This is a genomic window from Mycoplasma sp. 744 (assembly GCF_034863305.1).
Taxonomy (GTDB): Bacteria; Bacillota_I; Bacilli_A; order Mycoplasmatales; family Metamycoplasmataceae; genus Mycoplasmopsis.
Genome location: NZ_JAYFFF010000001.1, coordinates 94,965 through 112,530, shown reverse-complemented (window position 1 = coordinate 112,530; position 17,566 = coordinate 94,965). Strand labels below are relative to the sequence as shown.

At 23.7% G+C, this 17,566-nt stretch carries 18 protein-coding genes and 4 tRNA genes; 10 read left to right on the top strand and 12 right to left on the bottom strand.

The window, feature by feature from the left end:
* Positions 1-73: 73 nt before the first annotated feature.
* A complete protein-coding gene (locus VBM87_RS00625) occupies positions 74-493 on the bottom strand; it encodes a hypothetical protein (protein ID WP_323176925.1) in 420 nt (139 codons plus the stop codon).
* Positions 493-1,596: a DnaJ C-terminal domain-containing protein gene (locus VBM87_RS00620; protein ID WP_323176924.1), complete on the bottom strand. Its 1,104-nt coding sequence runs from the start codon at positions 1,594-1,596 to the stop codon at positions 493-495. The genes VBM87_RS00625 and VBM87_RS00620 overlap by 1 nt, the downstream gene beginning before the upstream one ends.
* An 80-nt stretch (positions 1,597-1,676) precedes the next feature.
* Here VBM87_RS00620 and VBM87_RS00615 point away from each other — a divergent pair, with 80 nt between their 5' ends.
* On the top strand, positions 1,677-2,006 hold the full coding sequence (locus tag VBM87_RS00615) for a hypothetical protein (RefSeq protein ID WP_257075970.1): 330 nt from the start codon (positions 1,677-1,679) through the stop codon (positions 2,004-2,006).
* A gap of 29 nt (positions 2,007-2,035) precedes the next feature.
* Here the strand turns inward: VBM87_RS00615 and rnc are convergent, their stop codons facing one another.
* Genes rnc through VBM87_RS00595 form a run of 4 tightly spaced genes read right to left on the bottom strand, consistent with a single transcriptional unit; the run spans position 2,036 to position 5,618 of the window.
* Positions 2,036-2,722 (bottom strand): ribonuclease III, encoded by a 687-nt coding sequence (gene rnc, locus VBM87_RS00610; RefSeq protein WP_257075968.1) that lies wholly within the window; start codon positions 2,720-2,722, stop codon positions 2,036-2,038.
* Complete coding sequence (plsX, locus tag VBM87_RS00605) at positions 2,715-3,713, bottom strand: phosphate acyltransferase PlsX (RefSeq protein WP_323176923.1); 999 nt, start codon at positions 3,711-3,713, stop codon at positions 2,715-2,717. The genes rnc and plsX overlap by 8 nt, the downstream gene beginning before the upstream one ends.
* Positions 3,713-5,332 (bottom strand): DAK2 domain-containing protein, encoded by a 1,620-nt coding sequence (locus VBM87_RS00600; RefSeq protein ID WP_323176922.1) that lies wholly within the window; start codon positions 5,330-5,332, stop codon positions 3,713-3,715. Before VBM87_RS00600 ends, plsX begins: the two co-directional genes overlap by 1 nt.
* On the bottom strand, positions 5,325-5,618 hold the full coding sequence (locus VBM87_RS00595; protein WP_257075964.1) for a hypothetical protein: 294 nt from the start codon (positions 5,616-5,618) through the stop codon (positions 5,325-5,327). Before VBM87_RS00595 ends, VBM87_RS00600 begins: the two co-directional genes overlap by 8 nt.
* An 88-nt stretch (positions 5,619-5,706) precedes the next feature.
* On the opposite strand from VBM87_RS00595, the gene recO reads away from it, so the two are divergent.
* From recO to VBM87_RS00570, 5 genes are all read left to right on the top strand, one after another.
* Positions 5,707-6,432: a DNA repair protein RecO gene (gene recO / locus VBM87_RS00590; RefSeq protein WP_323176921.1), complete on the top strand. Its 726-nt coding sequence runs from the start codon at positions 5,707-5,709 to the stop codon at positions 6,430-6,432.
* Positions 6,402-7,268 carry an MAGa3780 family membrane protein gene (locus VBM87_RS00585; RefSeq protein ID WP_323176920.1) on the top strand — a complete coding sequence of 289 codons (867 nt, stop codon included), beginning with the start codon at positions 6,402-6,404 and terminating at the stop codon, positions 7,266-7,268. Before recO ends, VBM87_RS00585 begins: the two co-directional genes overlap by 31 nt.
* Before the next feature lie 74 nt (positions 7,269-7,342).
* On the top strand, positions 7,343-8,311 hold the full coding sequence (locus VBM87_RS00580) for a bifunctional oligoribonuclease/PAP phosphatase NrnA (RefSeq protein WP_323176919.1): 969 nt from the start codon (positions 7,343-7,345) through the stop codon (positions 8,309-8,311).
* The gene (locus tag VBM87_RS00575) at positions 8,311-9,291 is read left to right on the top strand and encodes a bifunctional oligoribonuclease/PAP phosphatase NrnA (RefSeq protein ID WP_323176918.1); all 981 of its coding nucleotides are present in this window, start codon (positions 8,311-8,313) and stop codon (positions 9,289-9,291) included. Before VBM87_RS00580 ends, VBM87_RS00575 begins: the two co-directional genes overlap by 1 nt.
* Before the next feature lie 39 nt (positions 9,292-9,330).
* Positions 9,331-10,521, top strand: a complete 1,191-nt coding sequence (locus VBM87_RS00570; protein WP_323176917.1) for a phosphopentomutase — start codon at positions 9,331-9,333, stop codon at positions 10,519-10,521.
* A 31-nt stretch (positions 10,522-10,552) separates the two neighbouring features.
* Here the strand turns inward: VBM87_RS00570 and VBM87_RS00565 are convergent, their stop codons facing one another.
* From VBM87_RS00565 to VBM87_RS00545, 5 genes are all read right to left on the bottom strand, one after another.
* Positions 10,553-10,999, bottom strand: coding sequence for an MscL family protein (locus VBM87_RS00565; protein WP_257075954.1), 447 nt, complete (start codon positions 10,997-10,999; stop codon positions 10,553-10,555).
* Positions 11,000-11,080: 81 nt separating this feature from the next.
* Positions 11,081-11,156: transfer RNA gene (locus tag VBM87_RS00560), tRNA-Val, on the bottom strand.
* A 1-nt stretch (position 11,157) separates the two neighbouring features.
* Positions 11,158-11,233 (bottom strand) — tRNA-Glu (locus VBM87_RS00555).
* Positions 11,234-11,236: 3 nt separating this feature from the next.
* Positions 11,237-11,311: transfer RNA gene (locus VBM87_RS00550), tRNA-Asn, on the bottom strand.
* A gap of 148 nt (positions 11,312-11,459) precedes the next feature.
* Positions 11,460-11,533, bottom strand: a tRNA-Gly gene (locus VBM87_RS00545).
* Positions 11,534-11,628: 95 nt separating this feature from the next.
* On the opposite strand from VBM87_RS00545, the gene secDF reads away from it, so the two are divergent.
* The 3 genes from secDF to rpsO all read left to right on the top strand — a co-directional run bounded on the left by secDF (position 11,629) and on the right by rpsO (position 15,488).
* Positions 11,629-14,208 carry a protein translocase subunit SecDF gene (gene secDF / locus VBM87_RS00540; RefSeq protein ID WP_323176916.1) on the top strand — a complete coding sequence of 860 codons (2,580 nt, stop codon included), beginning with the start codon at positions 11,629-11,631 and terminating at the stop codon, positions 14,206-14,208.
* A gap of 45 nt (positions 14,209-14,253) precedes the next feature.
* The gene (locus tag VBM87_RS00535; protein ID WP_323176915.1) at positions 14,254-15,120 is read left to right on the top strand and encodes an FAD synthase; all 867 of its coding nucleotides are present in this window, start codon (positions 14,254-14,256) and stop codon (positions 15,118-15,120) included.
* Between the two features lie 101 nt (positions 15,121-15,221).
* On the top strand, positions 15,222-15,488 hold the full coding sequence (gene rpsO / locus VBM87_RS00530; protein ID WP_257075951.1) for a 30S ribosomal protein S15: 267 nt from the start codon (positions 15,222-15,224) through the stop codon (positions 15,486-15,488).
* 51 nt (positions 15,489-15,539) lie between these two features.
* On the opposite strand, the gene argS is transcribed toward rpsO, so the two are convergent.
* Positions 15,540-17,171 carry an arginine--tRNA ligase gene (gene argS, locus VBM87_RS00525; RefSeq protein ID WP_323176914.1) on the bottom strand — a complete coding sequence of 544 codons (1,632 nt, stop codon included), beginning with the start codon at positions 17,169-17,171 and terminating at the stop codon, positions 15,540-15,542.
* A 91-nt stretch (positions 17,172-17,262) separates the two neighbouring features.
* Between argS and VBM87_RS00520 the strand changes: the two genes are divergently transcribed.
* Complete coding sequence (locus tag VBM87_RS00520; protein WP_323176913.1) at positions 17,263-17,535, top strand: HPr family phosphocarrier protein; 273 nt, start codon at positions 17,263-17,265, stop codon at positions 17,533-17,535.
* The last annotated feature ends 31 nt before the right edge of the window (positions 17,536-17,566 follow it).

The following is a 17,566-nucleotide window of genomic DNA, read 5'->3' as shown; positions in this document are numbered from 1 at the left end:
TTAATATATTAATTTTATATTATATATTTAGTTATAATAGTAAAATTTAAAATTAACTTTATTTAAAAAGAAACTACTTAATTTTTTTATTTTCAATAGTTATAATAGTAGTTTCTTCTTTATTATTTTCATTTATAAACTTATCATCTTCAATATAATCATCGTTTTCTAAACAATTTAATTCTTCTAAAACAAAATTTAATTCATCAGAAGAATAATTGATATCTTTAAATTCATTTTTATTTTTCTTGTAAGTTTGATTAATATATTCATCAAGAAGAGTAACAAAAGTTTCTATTTCTTGATTTTCTATATATTTAACTTTTAATTCATTTAAATTTAAATCATTAAATTCAAAATCATGTTTTTTTCAAAATTCTTTTTCATCAATAAAAGAAACGAAAAAATCTCAATTTTCTTGAAATTTTTTATCTTGTTTTAATAAACTCTTATGTAAACTTTTTAAAGTATATTGTTTTTCTTCTTTATCCATTATTTAATTTTTTCTACTTCTTTTATTAAATTTTGATTAGAATCATCATTAAATTCAATTAAAAGATTTGACATTTTTTTAAAATCTCTACTTGAAAAATTAGGCAAAATAATATTAAATGTAATAATATAATCTCCTATTTTTGAACCTTTCTTAATTCCTTTATTTTTTATAACAATTCTATCTTTATCTCTTAAATTATTTTTTAATTTATATTCAAAAGGACCATAAGGTGATGGAATTAAAATAGTATTTTCTTTAATGATATCTAAAAATGAAACAGGTACAGTAGCATATATATTTAACCTATCATTTTTATAAAATTTATGTTCTCTAACTCTAAAAGAAATATACATATTACCAGAAGGAGCTCCGTTTTGTCCTTTTTCTCCAAAACCATCCAGTTTCATTTGATCCCCTGTTAATGTTCCTGGTTGTATATCAAAAGTTACTATTTTAGTTTTTTCTATATAAATATTTCCATAACAATTCGTACACTTTTCTTTAATTATTTTTCCTGTTCCATAGCAGTTGGTACATTGTTGAACTCTTATAGTTTTACCAAATGGAGTATTTAATTCAACATGAATATTACCTGTGCCTGAACATTTATTACAGGTTTGTATTGAATTAGGATTTTGTGCTCCTGTACCATTACATTTAGAACATAATTCATATTTATTAAGCGTTTGCTTAATTTGTTTACCTAAAACTGCAGATAAAAAATCAATAGTCATTTCAACTTCAATATCTTGACCTCTGATAGGACCATGATTTTTTCTATTTTGTCTACTACCGAATGAACTAAAAAAATCACCGAAAATATCACTAAAATTAAAACCACCTGTAAAATTTCCAAAATCCATATTTTGAAAATTAGCTTGACCATCAGCATTACCAAAACGGTCATAATTATTTCTTTTTTCAGGATCGCTTAATACTTCATAAGCAGCATTAAGTTCTTGCATTTTTTGATCACTTGTACCATCTTTTAGTTTGTCTGGATGATATTGCATTGCTAATTTACGATAAGCATTTTTAATTTCTTGTTGTGTAGCATTTTTGTTAACACCTAGAATTTGATAAAGATCTTTTTTTGACATAAATTTATTTTAGCACAAGAAATTTAAAAATGCTAAAATTAAATATTTTCTTTCTATTTTATTTTTGTTATCATAATAATATGAACAATAAAACCACTATTAATGAAAAGAAAAATAAAATTGTTTTAAAAGATAATGATGTTTTTATATCTTCATCAATAATAGATGCTGAAAAATTAAAAATTTATCATAGAGACGAATTAGATTTTTTGTATGATGAACATAAAGAAAAATTGTATCACAGTACTGTTGATATAATTGACCATTCAGATAAACATTTGAAAAATAATAAAAAAAGAATTATATGATCTTCTATTATTTTATGAACTACTGTAAGTGTTTTATTGATTTTAATAATAATTTTAATTTTATTAATTTTTATATTTAATGAAAAAATGTCGGCATTTTAATTTTTAAAAAATAACTTATTAAAAACAAGTTATTTTTTTAATTTTTCTAACGCATTTTTTGCTGCATTTTCTTCTGCTTCTAATTTATTTTTACCTATGCCTACACCATAAGTATTATTATTATGAATTGCTTTTGCTTCAAAATGATCATTATTTATAGAAATAGTTTGATAATTAACAGTTTTTTTAGAAAAACTTTGCATATATTCTTGTAGTTGTGATTTAAAGTCTTTTAAATTTTCAACATTAAATTTATTTACTGTAGGAAATAATGTTTGTTTTAAAAAATTAATTGTTTTTTCCAAACCTTGATCTAAAAAAATGGCTCCAACAAGGGATTCAAAAATATCTGCTCCTACTTTTTCACTTTTTTTAACTTCTATTGACATTTTACCTGATGCAGTAAGTAAAAAATCCAATAATTTTAATTCGTGAGATAATTCATTTAAATTTTTGGTATTTACCATTTTAGAACGTAACAAAGTTAATTTACCTTGTTCTAATTCATTATGATTTTTATATAAAAATACTGAAACAAGAAATTGTAAAATAGAATCTCCAAGAAATTCTAATGTTTGATAGTTTTTAATGTTTTTATTTTTGGCTTGAAATTTAATGTAAGAATTATGAGTTAATGCTTCTTGAAAATAATTAAAATTTTTAATTTCTATATTATATTTTTTTAGAAATTCATTGAATTTATCTTGATTAATCATTTATGTTTAATTCTTTTTTTACATTTTCTAAAATATTATTTTCTAAAGCAATTTTAATTTGATTTAATGCTCCTAAATAAGCTTTGTCATCACTTGAACCATGCGATTTAATTATCACGCCATTAACACCAATTACTCAAGCAGCACCAACATTACGATAATCTAATGTTTCAGCCACATCTTTAAAAGCTCCTTTTAAAAATAAATAACCAATTTTTCTTATAAATTTAGTTTTAATTTTATTTTTTAATAAATCCTTAAAAGATAAAATAGCGCCTTCTAAACTTTTTAAAACTAAATTACCACCATAGCCATCAATCAAAGCAACATCACATGTATAATTTAAAATATCTCTTGTTTCAACAAAACCAAGATAATTAATTTGTTCTTCATTTTTTAATAAATAATTAGCTTCTTTAATTATATCAATGCCTTTATAATCTTCAGTACCTATATTTACTAATGCTATTTTTGGTTCTAAAACATTTAAAATTTTTTTAGCAAATACATTAGCTATTTTTGCTCATTCAACTAAATAGTCTGATTTAGTTTCAATATTAGCACCAACATCTAATAATAAAAATTTTTTGCCTTTTGTAGTAGGCATAACAGGCATAAATGCCGGTCTTGAAACTCCTTGTAATCTTTTTAATTTTAATGTTGCAGCTGATAAATATAAACCTGAGTCTCCAGAAGATAATACCGCATTAACTTCATTATTAGCTAATAAATCAATTGCCATGTTCATTGATGTATTCTCGTGCAAAGCTTTTCTTAAATTTTTTTTATCTTGAGAAACTAAAGAATTATTAACAATTGTCAAATTGTTAGGTAAATTATTATTGTAAAAATTTTTTATTTCTTCTTCATTGCCTAATAAATAAATATGGAAATTATTATTTTGTTCTAAAAAATTTTTAGAAGCTACTAATCCAGCTTTAATGCCATTATCATTACCATTTAAATCAAAAGCTATTTTAAATTTTTTCATTATTCAATTCCTATTAAAAAATGATACGTGGGTTGATTACCATCAACAATTTCTACATCTAAATTAAATTCATTATTAATATATGTTTCTAAAACTTGTGCATCCTCTTCTGTAGCTTCATTACCATAATATATAGTCACAAATTCACTATTTTTAGTTATTGTTTTATTAATTAATTCTTTAGCTGCTTCTAAATAATTGTTTTTTGAGGTTAGAATTTTAGAATTTGCTATTCCTATAAATTCACCTTCTTTAATTTTGACACCATGTAATTTAGTATTTCTAATTGATTGAGTTATTTCCCCACTAATAACATTTTTTATTGCTGAATTAATGGTTTCTAAATTATTTTTAGCACTATCATCTTTATTAAAATTCAAAATAGCATTAAAACCTTGAATTTGACTTTTTGTATTAATTACATAAACTTGTTTATCTTGTATAGTTGTTGCAGCTTGTTGAGCTGTTAAGAAAATGTTAGAGTTATTTGGTAATATAAAAACATTTTTTGCTTTTACTTTATTTATCGCGTCGATAATATCTTTAGCAGAAGGGTTTTGAGTTTGTCCGCTTTCAATAATTGCATCGATTCCTAAACTAATCATTCTTTCAATTATGCCTGATCCTAAATTACATGAAATAATTGCACATTCACTTTCTGAATCATCACTATTATGAACAATATTTTTATTTTTAGATTCAGTTGCTTGTTTGGTCATATTTTCAGACTTGATTTTAACAAATTCTCCAAATTTTTGTCCGTAGTTTAATAAATCACCAGGTTTTAAAGTATGGCCATGAACTTTAACAATTTCATCATCTTGCACAACAACTAATGAATTAGCTTTTTTCTTTAAATTTTTTTCAAAATTATTTTTATCAAATTCATTTTTATTAGTTAATTCTAAAATAAATTCTGTGCAATAACCAAACTCGCCCTCATAAATTTCATTATCGCTAACAAAAGTTTCGATGGAATTATTTTCGCTGGAAATTTCTATTTTTTGTCCATTTAATGCACTATTCATGCCGACTAAAATAGTGTATAAACCTTCACCACCAGAATCAGTTACACCAACTTCTCTTAAAACTTTTAACTTATTTGGTGTATTATCACATGAAACTCTTGCAAATTGCACAACTAATCTAAAAAAATCATTAAAAGAAGTACTTTGATCAATATTTTTTTCTAAATTTTCTGTTATTTCTCTTATCACTGTTAAAATTGTGCCTTCAATTGGTTTAATAACCGATGAATATGCCTTATTAGTAGCTGCTTTAAAAGCTTCTAATAATTCTAAAACACTAACACTTTCTTTATTTTCAAAACCTATTGCAAAACCTTTAAAAATTTGACTTAAGATTACACCAGAATTACCTCTAGCACCAAAAAGCATAGCTTTGGCAATTTTTGAAGAAACTTCAGATAAATTTTTAGTATTTAAATTTGTAATTATTTTTGCCGCAGCTTCTACAGTATAAGACATATTAGTTCCTGTATCTCCATCAGGAACAGGAAAAACATTTAAAGCATCAATTTTATTTTTATTATTATATAAATTATTTGAACCTGATAAAACTAAAGCTGCAAATAACTGACCATCCATATTTTTAATCATTGTTAATTCCTTCTATAAAAATATTTAACTTTCCTAATTTCATTTTATTCATTTTTAGTTTGTAATTTAATAAGGAACTTATTGATGTTAAAATATCTTTACAATTAGCATTTTCTAAAATAATTAAAGAAACAGTAAAATTTCAAACTCCATTATTATATTCGACATTAATATCATTAAAATAATTATATTTGTTCAAATCTTTTTTTATAATTCGTGCAACACCAGGTGTTGAAGATAAAACATCAATGAATAAATCTAATATTTCATTTTGTTTTTGATCCATTAATACTCCTATAATGTCATTTACTAATAATTTAGTAATTATAACATTTTACCAAATAATACTATAATTAAATTAACTAAGGAAATATATGAATAATGTTATTACTCAAGAAGTTATCTTGTTAGAAATAAATGATCTAAGTGCTAATGAAAATGATTGTATTATTAAAGTAATGTCAGAAAATGGTATTTTTAATTTATTAGCCAAAGGCATAAATAAAGCTCATTCTAAAAATCGAGCTAATTTGCTTATAGGTCAATTAATCAACATAGAATATTTTCCTTCTCGTTATTTTCATAGTTTAAGTAAATTAAAAAAAGCCACATTATTAACTACTCTTGATTATAAAAGAAATGATTTATTAGAATTTATTATTAAAATAAGTAATTTTTTAAATGCTTTTACTTTTAATAAAACAACAAAAATTTTTTTTGAATATAAAAATATTATTAATCATATTAGTCAATTATCAAGTACTGAGTTAAATTTTGTAAAAACTTACTTATTAATGCAAGGTTTGTCTGATTTAGGAATTGAACCGATTTTTAATGGTTGTCATATTTGTTCTTCGAGAGAAAAAATTTCTAACTTTGATTTTTATAATGGCGGTTTTGAATGCTATAAACATAATCAAAATGTTTTTTTAAGTAGTAAAATATTAGAACTAATTTATTATTGTAAATTCAACTACGATAAATATATTAAATTAGTAAGTATTGAAATAGATACATTCATTTATCAACATTTATTAACTCATTATGAAAGGCATGGTATTTATTTATCATGAGATCAAAAAGTCAAAATAAAAATTTAATAAATATTTTTGCTTGATTTAAAAAACAAGAAATAACATATAAAATAACTTTCATTTTAACTTCTATTATTATTATTTCTTTATTTGTGGCAGCAATTACAAATTGAATAAATCAAACAAAAGATATTAACAATGCTTTTTTAAATTTAAAATTAGAAACTAAAAATGATCTTTTATCTGAAAAAAATGCAATTTTATTACCTCAAATGATAGCTAGATTTTGATTTAATACAGCAACATTTACTTATTTATCCAACACCTTTGTAGTTGTTGCTTTAATAATGTTTTTAATTTTTAACAAAAACATTTTAATTAAGCAAATGCTTTTTATGTCTAATCAATTTATTACTATTACTTTAATAGTTTTTTGAATCTTAATTTTTCCTGATAGTTTAAAAAATGGTAAATATCAAGATATTGGTTTATTATCTTCTATTTTGGTTCACTTAATAAATCCTTTATTAAGTTTAATTATTTTATTTATTAATAAAAAGAATATGCAAATAAATCAAAAACAAATTTGATTAGCAACAATACCTGTTCTTCTTTTTTATTTTTTTGCTTTAATAACATTTTTTATTGCTTTAGATACTAAAAATTTATTAGAAATAAATATGCAAGTTAATATTAATTTATTTAAACATTTAAATTTATACATATATTCATTTTTAAATTTTGCCCAACCTCTTTTTTATAGTGGTTCTAATTTAGCTTTAATTATTTTTTTAAATATATTAATAGTGATTGTTTTTTTCTTTTTTATTGTTGCTATTGGTTATTTTTGAAAATGAGTTTTTAAAATTTCCTATAAAACACAAAAATTTAAAAATATATAAATGTGTTTTATTTTTTTAATCTAAATCTATAATTTAATTGTAATTATTTTTAATCTAACTTAAGGAGATTTTTTATGATAATAGGTTCATCAAAAATAGCAATTGATGCCATTGAAAAATATGATAATATAATTATTTTTCACCACATTAGACCTGATGGAGATTGTTTAGGTAGTCAAGCTGGATTAGCTGAATTAATTAGACTAAATTTCCCTAACAAAAAAGTTTTTACTCCAGGTAATAATGCTAATGTATTTAATTTTATGAATTATGAATATGATGAAATAGAAACCATTGATTTTAATAATTCTTTAGGTATTGTAGTTGATGCTTCATCTAGCGATAGAATCGAAACAGCACAATTATTAGTAGAGAAAAAAACAACAGCTACTTTAAGAATAGATCATCACCCAAATGGTAGCGATATTGAATATGACTATTTATGAGTTGACGAATATTATGCAGCTGCTGCAGAAATGATCGCTCAAATTGCTTATGATGCAAAATGAAAAGTTAATGCTAAAGCTGCTCGTCACATTTATTTAGGAATTGTTACAGATAGCGGTAGATTTATGTATGCGGAAACTTCAGCTAGAACACACAAATTGACTGCCTTTTTATATGAACAAGCTGAATTAAACCCAGGTTCTATTTATTTAGAATTAAACAAACGTTCAATTAGTGATTTAAAATTTATTGGTGAAATTTTACAAAACTTTAAAAAGGAAGGCCGGGTTTTATATTATTCAGTAACTAATGAAATTTTAGAAAAATTTAATTTTGATAATCTTAAAGCAGCAAGTTTTATTAATGAATTAGCTAATATTGAAAATAATTCATGTTGAGCTTTTTTTATTCAACTTCCTGACGGTAAAGTAAGAGGAAGATTGCGTTCAAATGGTCCTAAAGTTAATAATATAGCTAAACTTTACGGCGGGGGCGGACATGATAATGCTGCTGGTATTACTTTAGATTCTTTTGAACAAATACCACAAGTATTAAAACATTTAAATCAAGCTATTATAGATTGAGAGAATAAATAATGCATATAGGTTCTTGACAAGAAATAACTGAAAAAATTGAAAAATACGATTCAATTGTTATTTTTCATCATATTAGACCTGATGGAGATTGTTTAGGTAGTCAATTTGGTTTAAAAGAATTATTAAAATTAAATTATCCTAGTAAACAAATTTATGCAGTAGGAGATAGTAAAGGTGCTTTTAGTAACTTTATGAAATTTAATTTTGATCAATACCCTAATGAAAACATTTTAAAAAAATCTTTAGCTGTAATAGTTGATGCTAATTTTAAAGAAAGAATTGAAGCAAGAGAACTTTTAGATAAAAATCTTTTTGCTGAAACTATACGTATTGATCATCATCCTAATGAAGATGATTTAGATCAATGTACACGGTGAGTGGAATCATCAAGAATAGCAGCTTGCGAAATGATTGCTGAATTAGCTTTTCAAAATAATTGACAATTTAACCAAAAAGCAGCTAATTATGTTTTTTTAGGATTAGTAACTGATAGCGGAAGATTTTCATTTAATGATGTTTCTGCACGAACTCATGAATTAGCAGCATATTTATATAAGCAAAATCTTGATGCTGAAAAAATTTTTTCAGGATTAGCAGCTACACAATTTTCTGATTTAAAATTGCAATCAATTTTATTAGCAAATTTAAAAACTGTTGGAAAAGTAGCCTATACTACTATTAATTACGCTACTATTCAACAACTTAATAAAAAACCTAATGAATGTGTTAGAGTAAATTCCATAGGTAATATTGTTGGTTTTCCTCTTTGAGTACAATTTTTAGAAGAAGAAGATGGAAGAATAAGAGTGGAATATCGCTCTAATGGTCCAATCGTAAGAAATGTAGCAATTAAATGAGGCGGAGGCGGACATGAAAGAGCTTCTGGCTCAATGTTAACTTCTTTTGATGATATAGATGCTGTAATTAAAGATTGTAACGAAGAAGTGGAAAGATATTTAAAAGAAAAAAATAAAATATAATTATAAATATAATAATTTAGAAAATTTATAGGAGAATTTATGCCTAAATTTAAAAGAATTTTTATGATTGTAACTGATGGACTTGGAATTGGTCCAGATAGAGATCAAAAAAGTTTTGGTGATAAAGGAGCAAACACCATTTTATCTGCTTCTAAATCTGCTCTTTTCCATATTGATACTTGAAAAAAATTAGGAATAGGAAATATTACTACTCTTGATGGTAATTATCATGTTAAAGAACCGAAAGCATATGTTGCCAGAGTACAAGAAGTTTCTAATGCTAAAGATACATTAGCAGGACATTGAGAAATGATGGGAATTAAAACTAATGTTCCTTTCCCAACTTTTGCTGAAAATGGTTTTCCTCTTGATTTAATTGCTGAATTAGAAAAAGCTTTTGATAATAGAAAAATAATAGGAAATAAAGCTGCTTCTGGAACTGCAATTATTGATGAATTGGCAAAAGAACAACAAGAAACAGGAGCTATTATAGTTTATACTTCTAATGATTCTGTATTACAAATTGCCGCACATGAAGAATGAATAGGTTTAGACAACTTATATCGTTATGGTAAATTAGCACGTCAAATTTGTTCTTCTAAACCTGAATGAAATGTAGGAAGAATTATAGTTAGACCATTTATCACAGGAGAAGATGGTAAATATGTAAGAACTTTTAATCGTCATGATTATGCAAATAAACCACCAAAATTAATATTAAATTCTTTAATGGACAATAATATTCCTACTATTAGTGTAGGTAAAATTAATGATATTTATGTTGGGCAGGGAATTTCAAAACATTTTCCTTCGCAAGGTGATGCTGATGGAATGGATATTACTATTAAATTAGCTTCAGATCCTGAAACACAAGGTCTTATATTTACTAATTTAGTTCAATTTGATTCACATTATGGTCATAGAAGAGATGTAGACGGTTATGCATCTAATATAGCAACTTTAGATACTAAATTAGCAAAATTAATTAATGTAATGAATGAAGATGATTTATTAATTATGACTAGTGATCATGGTAATGACCCACTTTATCCTGGTTTTAATCACACTAGAGAATTATTACCTCTAACAATTTTTTCAAAATCATTTAAAAAACCAAGAGTTTTAAATGATGTAAATGGTTTAGGAACAGCTGGAAATATAATCGCTCGTAATTGAGATTTACCAATTGTAACTGAAACAGGTGATGATATTTTTGATCAATTAATTTAATAAAAAGGCATTTATTTCAAATGCCTTTTTATTATTTTGAATTTTTTAAATTAGTTATGTTATTATTTAAATTTTTTAATTCTTCTAAAATTAATTCTTCTGTCGTTGGTTCTTTTACAGTCTGTGTTTCTTCTATTTGTTTAGATTCTTGTGAGGTTTTTTTAAAAAATTTTTCTTTATTTTTTCTTATAACTTCAATTATTATAAATGTTGTTCATAAAGCTATAAAAATAATTATTGCAACAATTAAAAATGATATTAAGGCTGCTAAAAATTTACCAATAAATATACCATTTACTTCTCATTGTTCTAAACCACCTGTATTTAAAACTTTAGCTATAGCTGCCATTATTACATGATTAGCTAAAGAACTTACAACCGCATTAAAAGAAGTACCTAATAATAAACCAATAGCTAACATGAACATGTTGCCACGTTTAACAACATTTCATGCATCTTTTCCTGCTTTTTTAATCATTTTATAATTATGCCATAATTTAAATGTTAAATTAAATAAAAAAAATAGTCCTTAGACTATTAGGAAAACCTTTGGAATAAATGGTAGAGAGTAAGGGGCTCGAACCCATGACCCTCGCCTTGTAAGGGCGATGCTCTCCCAACTGAGCTAACTCTCCATGGCAGTCTGTACGGGGATCGAACCCGTGTATGCATGGATGAAAACCATGTGTGTTAACCTCTTCACCAACAGACCAAATGGCGCCGATTACAAGGATCGAACTTGTGACCAACTGGTTAACAGCCAGCTGCTCTACCGCTGAGCTAAATCGGCATTTTTATAAATAACGTTATTATTATAACTAAAAATAAAAATTATTACAACAAAAAATAATTTTTTTTGACTATTATTCAAATTTAAAAAATAAAAATCTGATTATTTTAAAATATCAAAAATAATCAGATAGGTCTTAAAATAGATATGGAGGAAACGAGGGGAATCGAACCCCCATAGTCAGCATGGCAAGCTGATATTTTGCCATTAAATTACGTTTCCATACTATTAAATGATAGCACAAAAATAATTTTCATCTAATTTTTACTATTTTTTATTTTCACAGCTATATTATTTAATAATATAATTATTATCATATGTGAAGAAAATTTAAAAAAATAATTCATAATTCTTTTAAATTGTCTAATTGAAAAAGAATTTTTATCATAATATTTACTTTGATTGCATCTATTTGTGTAATTACTTTTACAAGTATTTTTTATTTGTCTAAAAATGTTAATAAAAGCATTGAATATAATAAAGGTATACAAGTATTAGTTCAAATTGATAATAATGCAAGTAAAATTTCTCAAAATGATACTAATGATATTATAAGAAATATAAACAATAGATTAACTGGTGGTGTATCATTTAACGGCACTAAAATAGAAGCTAAATCTTTGAATCAAATTGAAATAACCAAAACAGGTGATTTCAACGATAAAGAAAAAGAAATATTTATTAAATCTATCATAGATAAATCTAATTTAATCTTCACTGATACTAATATGATACCTTTATTTGTTAACGGCAAATTTAATTCAAATAAAGAAAATATAGATTATGATAATTTGCAAAAATATATTGTTCCTTCGAAAATTAATAGTGCTAAAACAGAATTTGCTCAAACGGCAAATAATTATGCTATTCGAATTGAATTACAAGATTCAAGTGCACAAATTGCTTGAACAGATGCTACTGATTATATTTCTAAAAATGAGAACAAAACACTTTTGATGTGATTAAACTTAGATAAATTAATTAATTTAGCAAAAAGTGAATTTCCTCAACAATGATTAAATGCTAAAGAAAATCCGTACAATTTTGTTTTTGTAGATGAAAAACCTTTTATAGAAACTGATAATCAAGTTCAAAATAACATACTTAAATTAAAACAATTCAATGCTAAAGAATTTTTAATTAATCAAGAAACTATTTCGCAAGCTTTAAGTGGTTCTTCTTTTTTAATTAACGGTAATTTTAATTCTTTAGAAGCAGAAAAAATAGCTGCTAATATAAATTATGGAACTTCAACATATGAATTAAATTTTTTAACTTCAAATTACATAGATAATACAAATACTTTTGGTTCATTCGAAAATATTTTAATAGCCGGTATTGTCATATTATCTTTAATTATTATTTTTATGCTTATAAATTATGGATTATTAGGCGTTCTCAATACTATATCATTATCCTTATTCATATTTTTAACTTTATTAATGTTTACAATCTTAAGAGGTGAATATTCACCAATAACTATAACATCTCTCATAATAGTTATATCAATAGCATTTAATACTAATATAACCATTTTCGAAAAATTAAAACAAGAAATTTATAATGGTGAAAAATTAAAAAAAGCTATAAAAAAAACATATAGATACTATACCAATTCCATTCTGGATACGAATATTTTAATTTTACTCGTGGCTTTTATTATGTTTTATATTGGTATAAATGATGTGAAGGCTTTTAGTTTAATATTAGTTTTTTCAGCGATTTTAAATATTATAATAATTTTATTTTTAACTAAATTACTTACTCATTTTTTAATCTTTACTGGTTATTTTGATAAAAAATTATGATTATTAGGAATTAATTATAAAAAAATTAATAATATTAATTCTAATACTTTTTATAACAAATATGATTATGAAAAAAATAGTAAATGATATTTCTTAAGCTCCATTTTAATTATTTGTATTGCTTTAATTATTTATGCTTCTATTAGTGGTTATAACAATAATATTTGAGATGGTTTTAATCGTTCATTTAGTTTAAAAACTAACACTAATATAATAATTCAAGGTGATTTAATTAATCCTATTACCAACTTAGAAGCACAAAATATTAAATCATTTTTATTAAATAATCAAGAATCCTTGAAAATAAATAATTTAGATAATTATTTACATATTTTACCAGCTAATTATAACGTCAGTTTATTTAAAATAAGTATTAATATCCCTGAAGATTTAACAAATAATTTAGACAATATTAAAAGCATTATTAATAATCAATTCCCATTATTAAATATCACAAGTTTTATTACAACACCTATAGAAATTAAACGTTTAATAATCAATGCTAGCACAGCTATAGGCATTTGTTCAATAATAATAATTATTTATGCATTAATTAAATTTAAATGAACTTATTCTTTAACTATTATGTTAATTTTAATACACAATATTTTATTAACTTTATCTATTATTGTAATTACTAGAATGATAATTTCTCCTATTATAATTAGTGCATTTTTAGCTATAATAATTCTATCTATTAATCACAGCTTCATGATTTTCAATCATTTAAAAAATAAAATAGATCAATTATATTATCAAGATTTTTTAAATAAAGAACAATTAAAACAATTAATTAATGAAACAATTAAAGAAAATATTAAAAAAATTTCGTTTTCTATATTAATTACTCTTTCTATTATTATTGCTTTACTTGTTGTGCAAGTACAAAATAATTTAATTTTTAATTTAACTTTAATATTAATATCAATAATTATTACTTATTCAACTATTTTTATTATTCCATGAATTTGAATAAAATTAGAAACTAAACGTCAATTAAATATCGAAAAAAGAATAAAAAATAAATATTGAGCTTTACCAGGAGCTGAAGAACAAATTTTTCCTGGGATAAATGATTTTAAAATTTAAAAAAATAATACGTGTAAACGTATTATTTTAAATAAGGATATTATTATGCAAATTTTTACTATAAATAATAAAAAAAATTTTTATAAACCTATTTACTTATTTGGAGCTTTTGAAAGTTTTCATTTGGGTCATCAATCACTATTACAAAAAGCATTTGATCTAAAACAAAATGATACAAAACGTGATATTGTTCTAATTTATATAAAAGATGTTGAAAATTTACCTAAAAATTATCAAAAATTAATTTTTTCTAATGTGGAATACAGAATACAACAATTTGCCAATATGGGAATTCCCTATGCTATTGAATTAAATTTTAAAGAAATATCACATTTTGATGCTACAACTTTTTTCAATAGTATAATCAATACGCAAGACGAATTTACTCTTATAATAGGACCGGATGCTAAATTTGGCAAAAATGGCGAAGGCAATATAGAATGACTAAATACAAACTATCCAAATAATTATTTAATTATCGATGAATTATCATTAAATAATGGTCAAAAAATTTCCACTTCCTTTCTTAAAGAATGTCTTGTTTCTGGAGAAATTGAATTAGTGAATAATTTAAATTCTTATCATTATGGTTTTACTGCTCAAATTAATCAAACAAATAATAATACTTACACTTTAAATTATTCAAATAATATTATTAATATACCTTCAGGAATATATGCTGCTTATCTAGAAATGGGTGAATATACTCATTATGTTATTTTTGCCAAAAATTTACTTAAAAATCAATTGATGAATTTAGATTATAAATTAGATATTACTTCAAAAAATACAGTTACAATTAAACCATTAAAATTAATAAAGACCATTTTTTCTAACGAAAATTTTGAAATAGAAGAAAAAGATTTAGAAGAATGTAAAAAGTTTTTTGTACAAATAAACACTAAAAGTTAATTTTATGTTATTATTACATTATTAATAAATTAAATTTTAGACTTGGTTATAATATTTTAATTATTACTAGGCTAAAACATATTTCTTTAAAAAGGAGAATTATGATTACTAAAGAACAAAAACAAGAATTAGTTAAAAAATATGGTGCTAACGCAAAAGATACTGGTAATACTTTTGTTCAAATTGCTATTTTAACTGCTGAAATTGAAGATTTAAAACCTCATTTTACTAATAATCCAAAGGATTTTCATTCTAAAAGAGGGTTTTTAGCAAAAATTAACAAACGTAGAGTATTATTACAACATTTAAAACACACCAATTTTGAAACTTACCAAAAAGCTTTAAGTGAATTAAATTTAAGAAAATAATAAAAATGTTGCTTCCTAATAAAGCAACATTTTTATTATTTAAAATATTTGTTACATATTGTGAGGAGTAGACAAACCTAAAAGTTTCAAACCATTTTCTAAAGTTATATTAACTGCTTTTACAATAGCTAATAAACTTTCTTCGTTTTCATGACCAATAATTTTGCCACCATTAGAATATCAAGAATTAAATTCCTTAGCTAATTTAATTAGATATTGTGTTAATAAATGTGTTAAATATTTCTCTGCTGATTTTTCAATTATTTCAGGAAATTCTAATATTGTCGAAATCAATTTTTCGTCAGTTTCATTATTAAATTTTACGACTTTTATATCTTTATCTAATTTATTAGCTTTATTTAATAATGAATAAGCACGAGCATTAGCATATTGCACTAAAATTGCCGGATTATCATTGTTTTTACTTGTTGCTATGTTAATATCAAAATCTAATTTAGAATTATAAGTTCTATCTAATAAAATAAATCTAGCACTATCAGTACCTACTAAATCAATAAAATCTCTTAAGAAAAATGATGTTCCTTTTCTTTTTGACATTTTAAATTCTTCACCATTTTTCATTAATCTTACCAGTTGCATTGATAAAACAATCAAATTTTCGCCTTTATAGCCTAAATCTTGCATTGCAGTTTGCATTCTTTTAATATAACCTGAATGATCGGCTCCTCATACATCTAAAAGTATTCCATTGCCTGCTTTAAAATTGTTAGTTCTTTGAAATTTAATATCATGATAAGCAATATCAGGAGTAAAGTAAGTATATTCTCCATTACTTTTAATTATTACTCTATCTTTATCATCTCCGTAATTAGTAGTTTTTAATCAGGTAGCGCCATCTTTTTCATATGTATTAGCTAATCTTGATATTGCATTTTTAATAACTTCACGATCATTTTCATATAATGATTTTTCGCTAAATCAAATTTTTATATCTGCTTTAAATTTAGCAAGATCTTTTTTAATTTCTCCTAAAAATAATTCAATCGATTCTTTTTTTCATAAATCCAAAATTTCATTTTCTAATTTAACATTTTTAAATTTATTTCCATATTTTTTATAAAATTCTTGAGATGCTCAAATAATGTCTTCACCCTTGTATGATTCTTCTGGCATTATATAAGAAGGATCAAAAATTTGTTGATATCTTGCAAATACACTTTCGGCTAATAAATTTATTTGATTACCTGCATCATTTATGTAATATTCTCTTGTTACTTCTCATCCTGAAAATTCAACAATATTAGCTAAAGCAGAACCAATGGCTGCATTTCTTGCGTGTCCAACATGTAAATATCCGGTAGGATTTGCTGAAACATATTCAATATTAATTTTTCCCACTCTATTGCCTTTACCATAATCATTACCTAGTTCTAAAACATTATTTATATTCTCTACTAACAATTCTTGTTCAATAAAAAAATTAATAAACCCTGGCCCTGCTATTTCTATATTCTTAAGATACAATTCTTTTTTCTTTGATTCTAATCTTGAAATAATTTCTTTAGCTAATTCTATAGGATTGTAATTTTTATTCCCCATTGCCATATTTGTTGCTAAATCTGCATAAGATTTAGGTTCAATTAAAAATATCTCCTTTTCTATTTTTAATTCTTCTGCAATAGTTTTTAATTCTTTTAAAAGTTTTTCTTTTATATTGATCATACTTATTTAAAATTATATCTTATTTATTGATTTATAAATAGTTTTACATTTACTAGTGTTATAATATAAATAGAATTTTGCAGGAGATATTATGAAAACATTTAGTGCAACTATTATAGATCCAATTGGTCTTCACGCTCGTCCAACAAGCTTTATAGCATCAGAAGCTTCTAAATTTAAAAGTGATATTGTTATCGTTTTGGATAAAACTGGTAAAGTAGGTAATCTAAAATCAGTAATGATGATACTTTCTATGAACATTAGAAAAAATGATGTTATCACAATTAAAGCTAATGGTGAAGATGAAGAACAAGCAATAAATGAACTTTTAAAGGCGTTTAAGTCTAATAATTTAATTGCTTAATTTGCCTTGTAGAACGGCAAAAATGCTTATT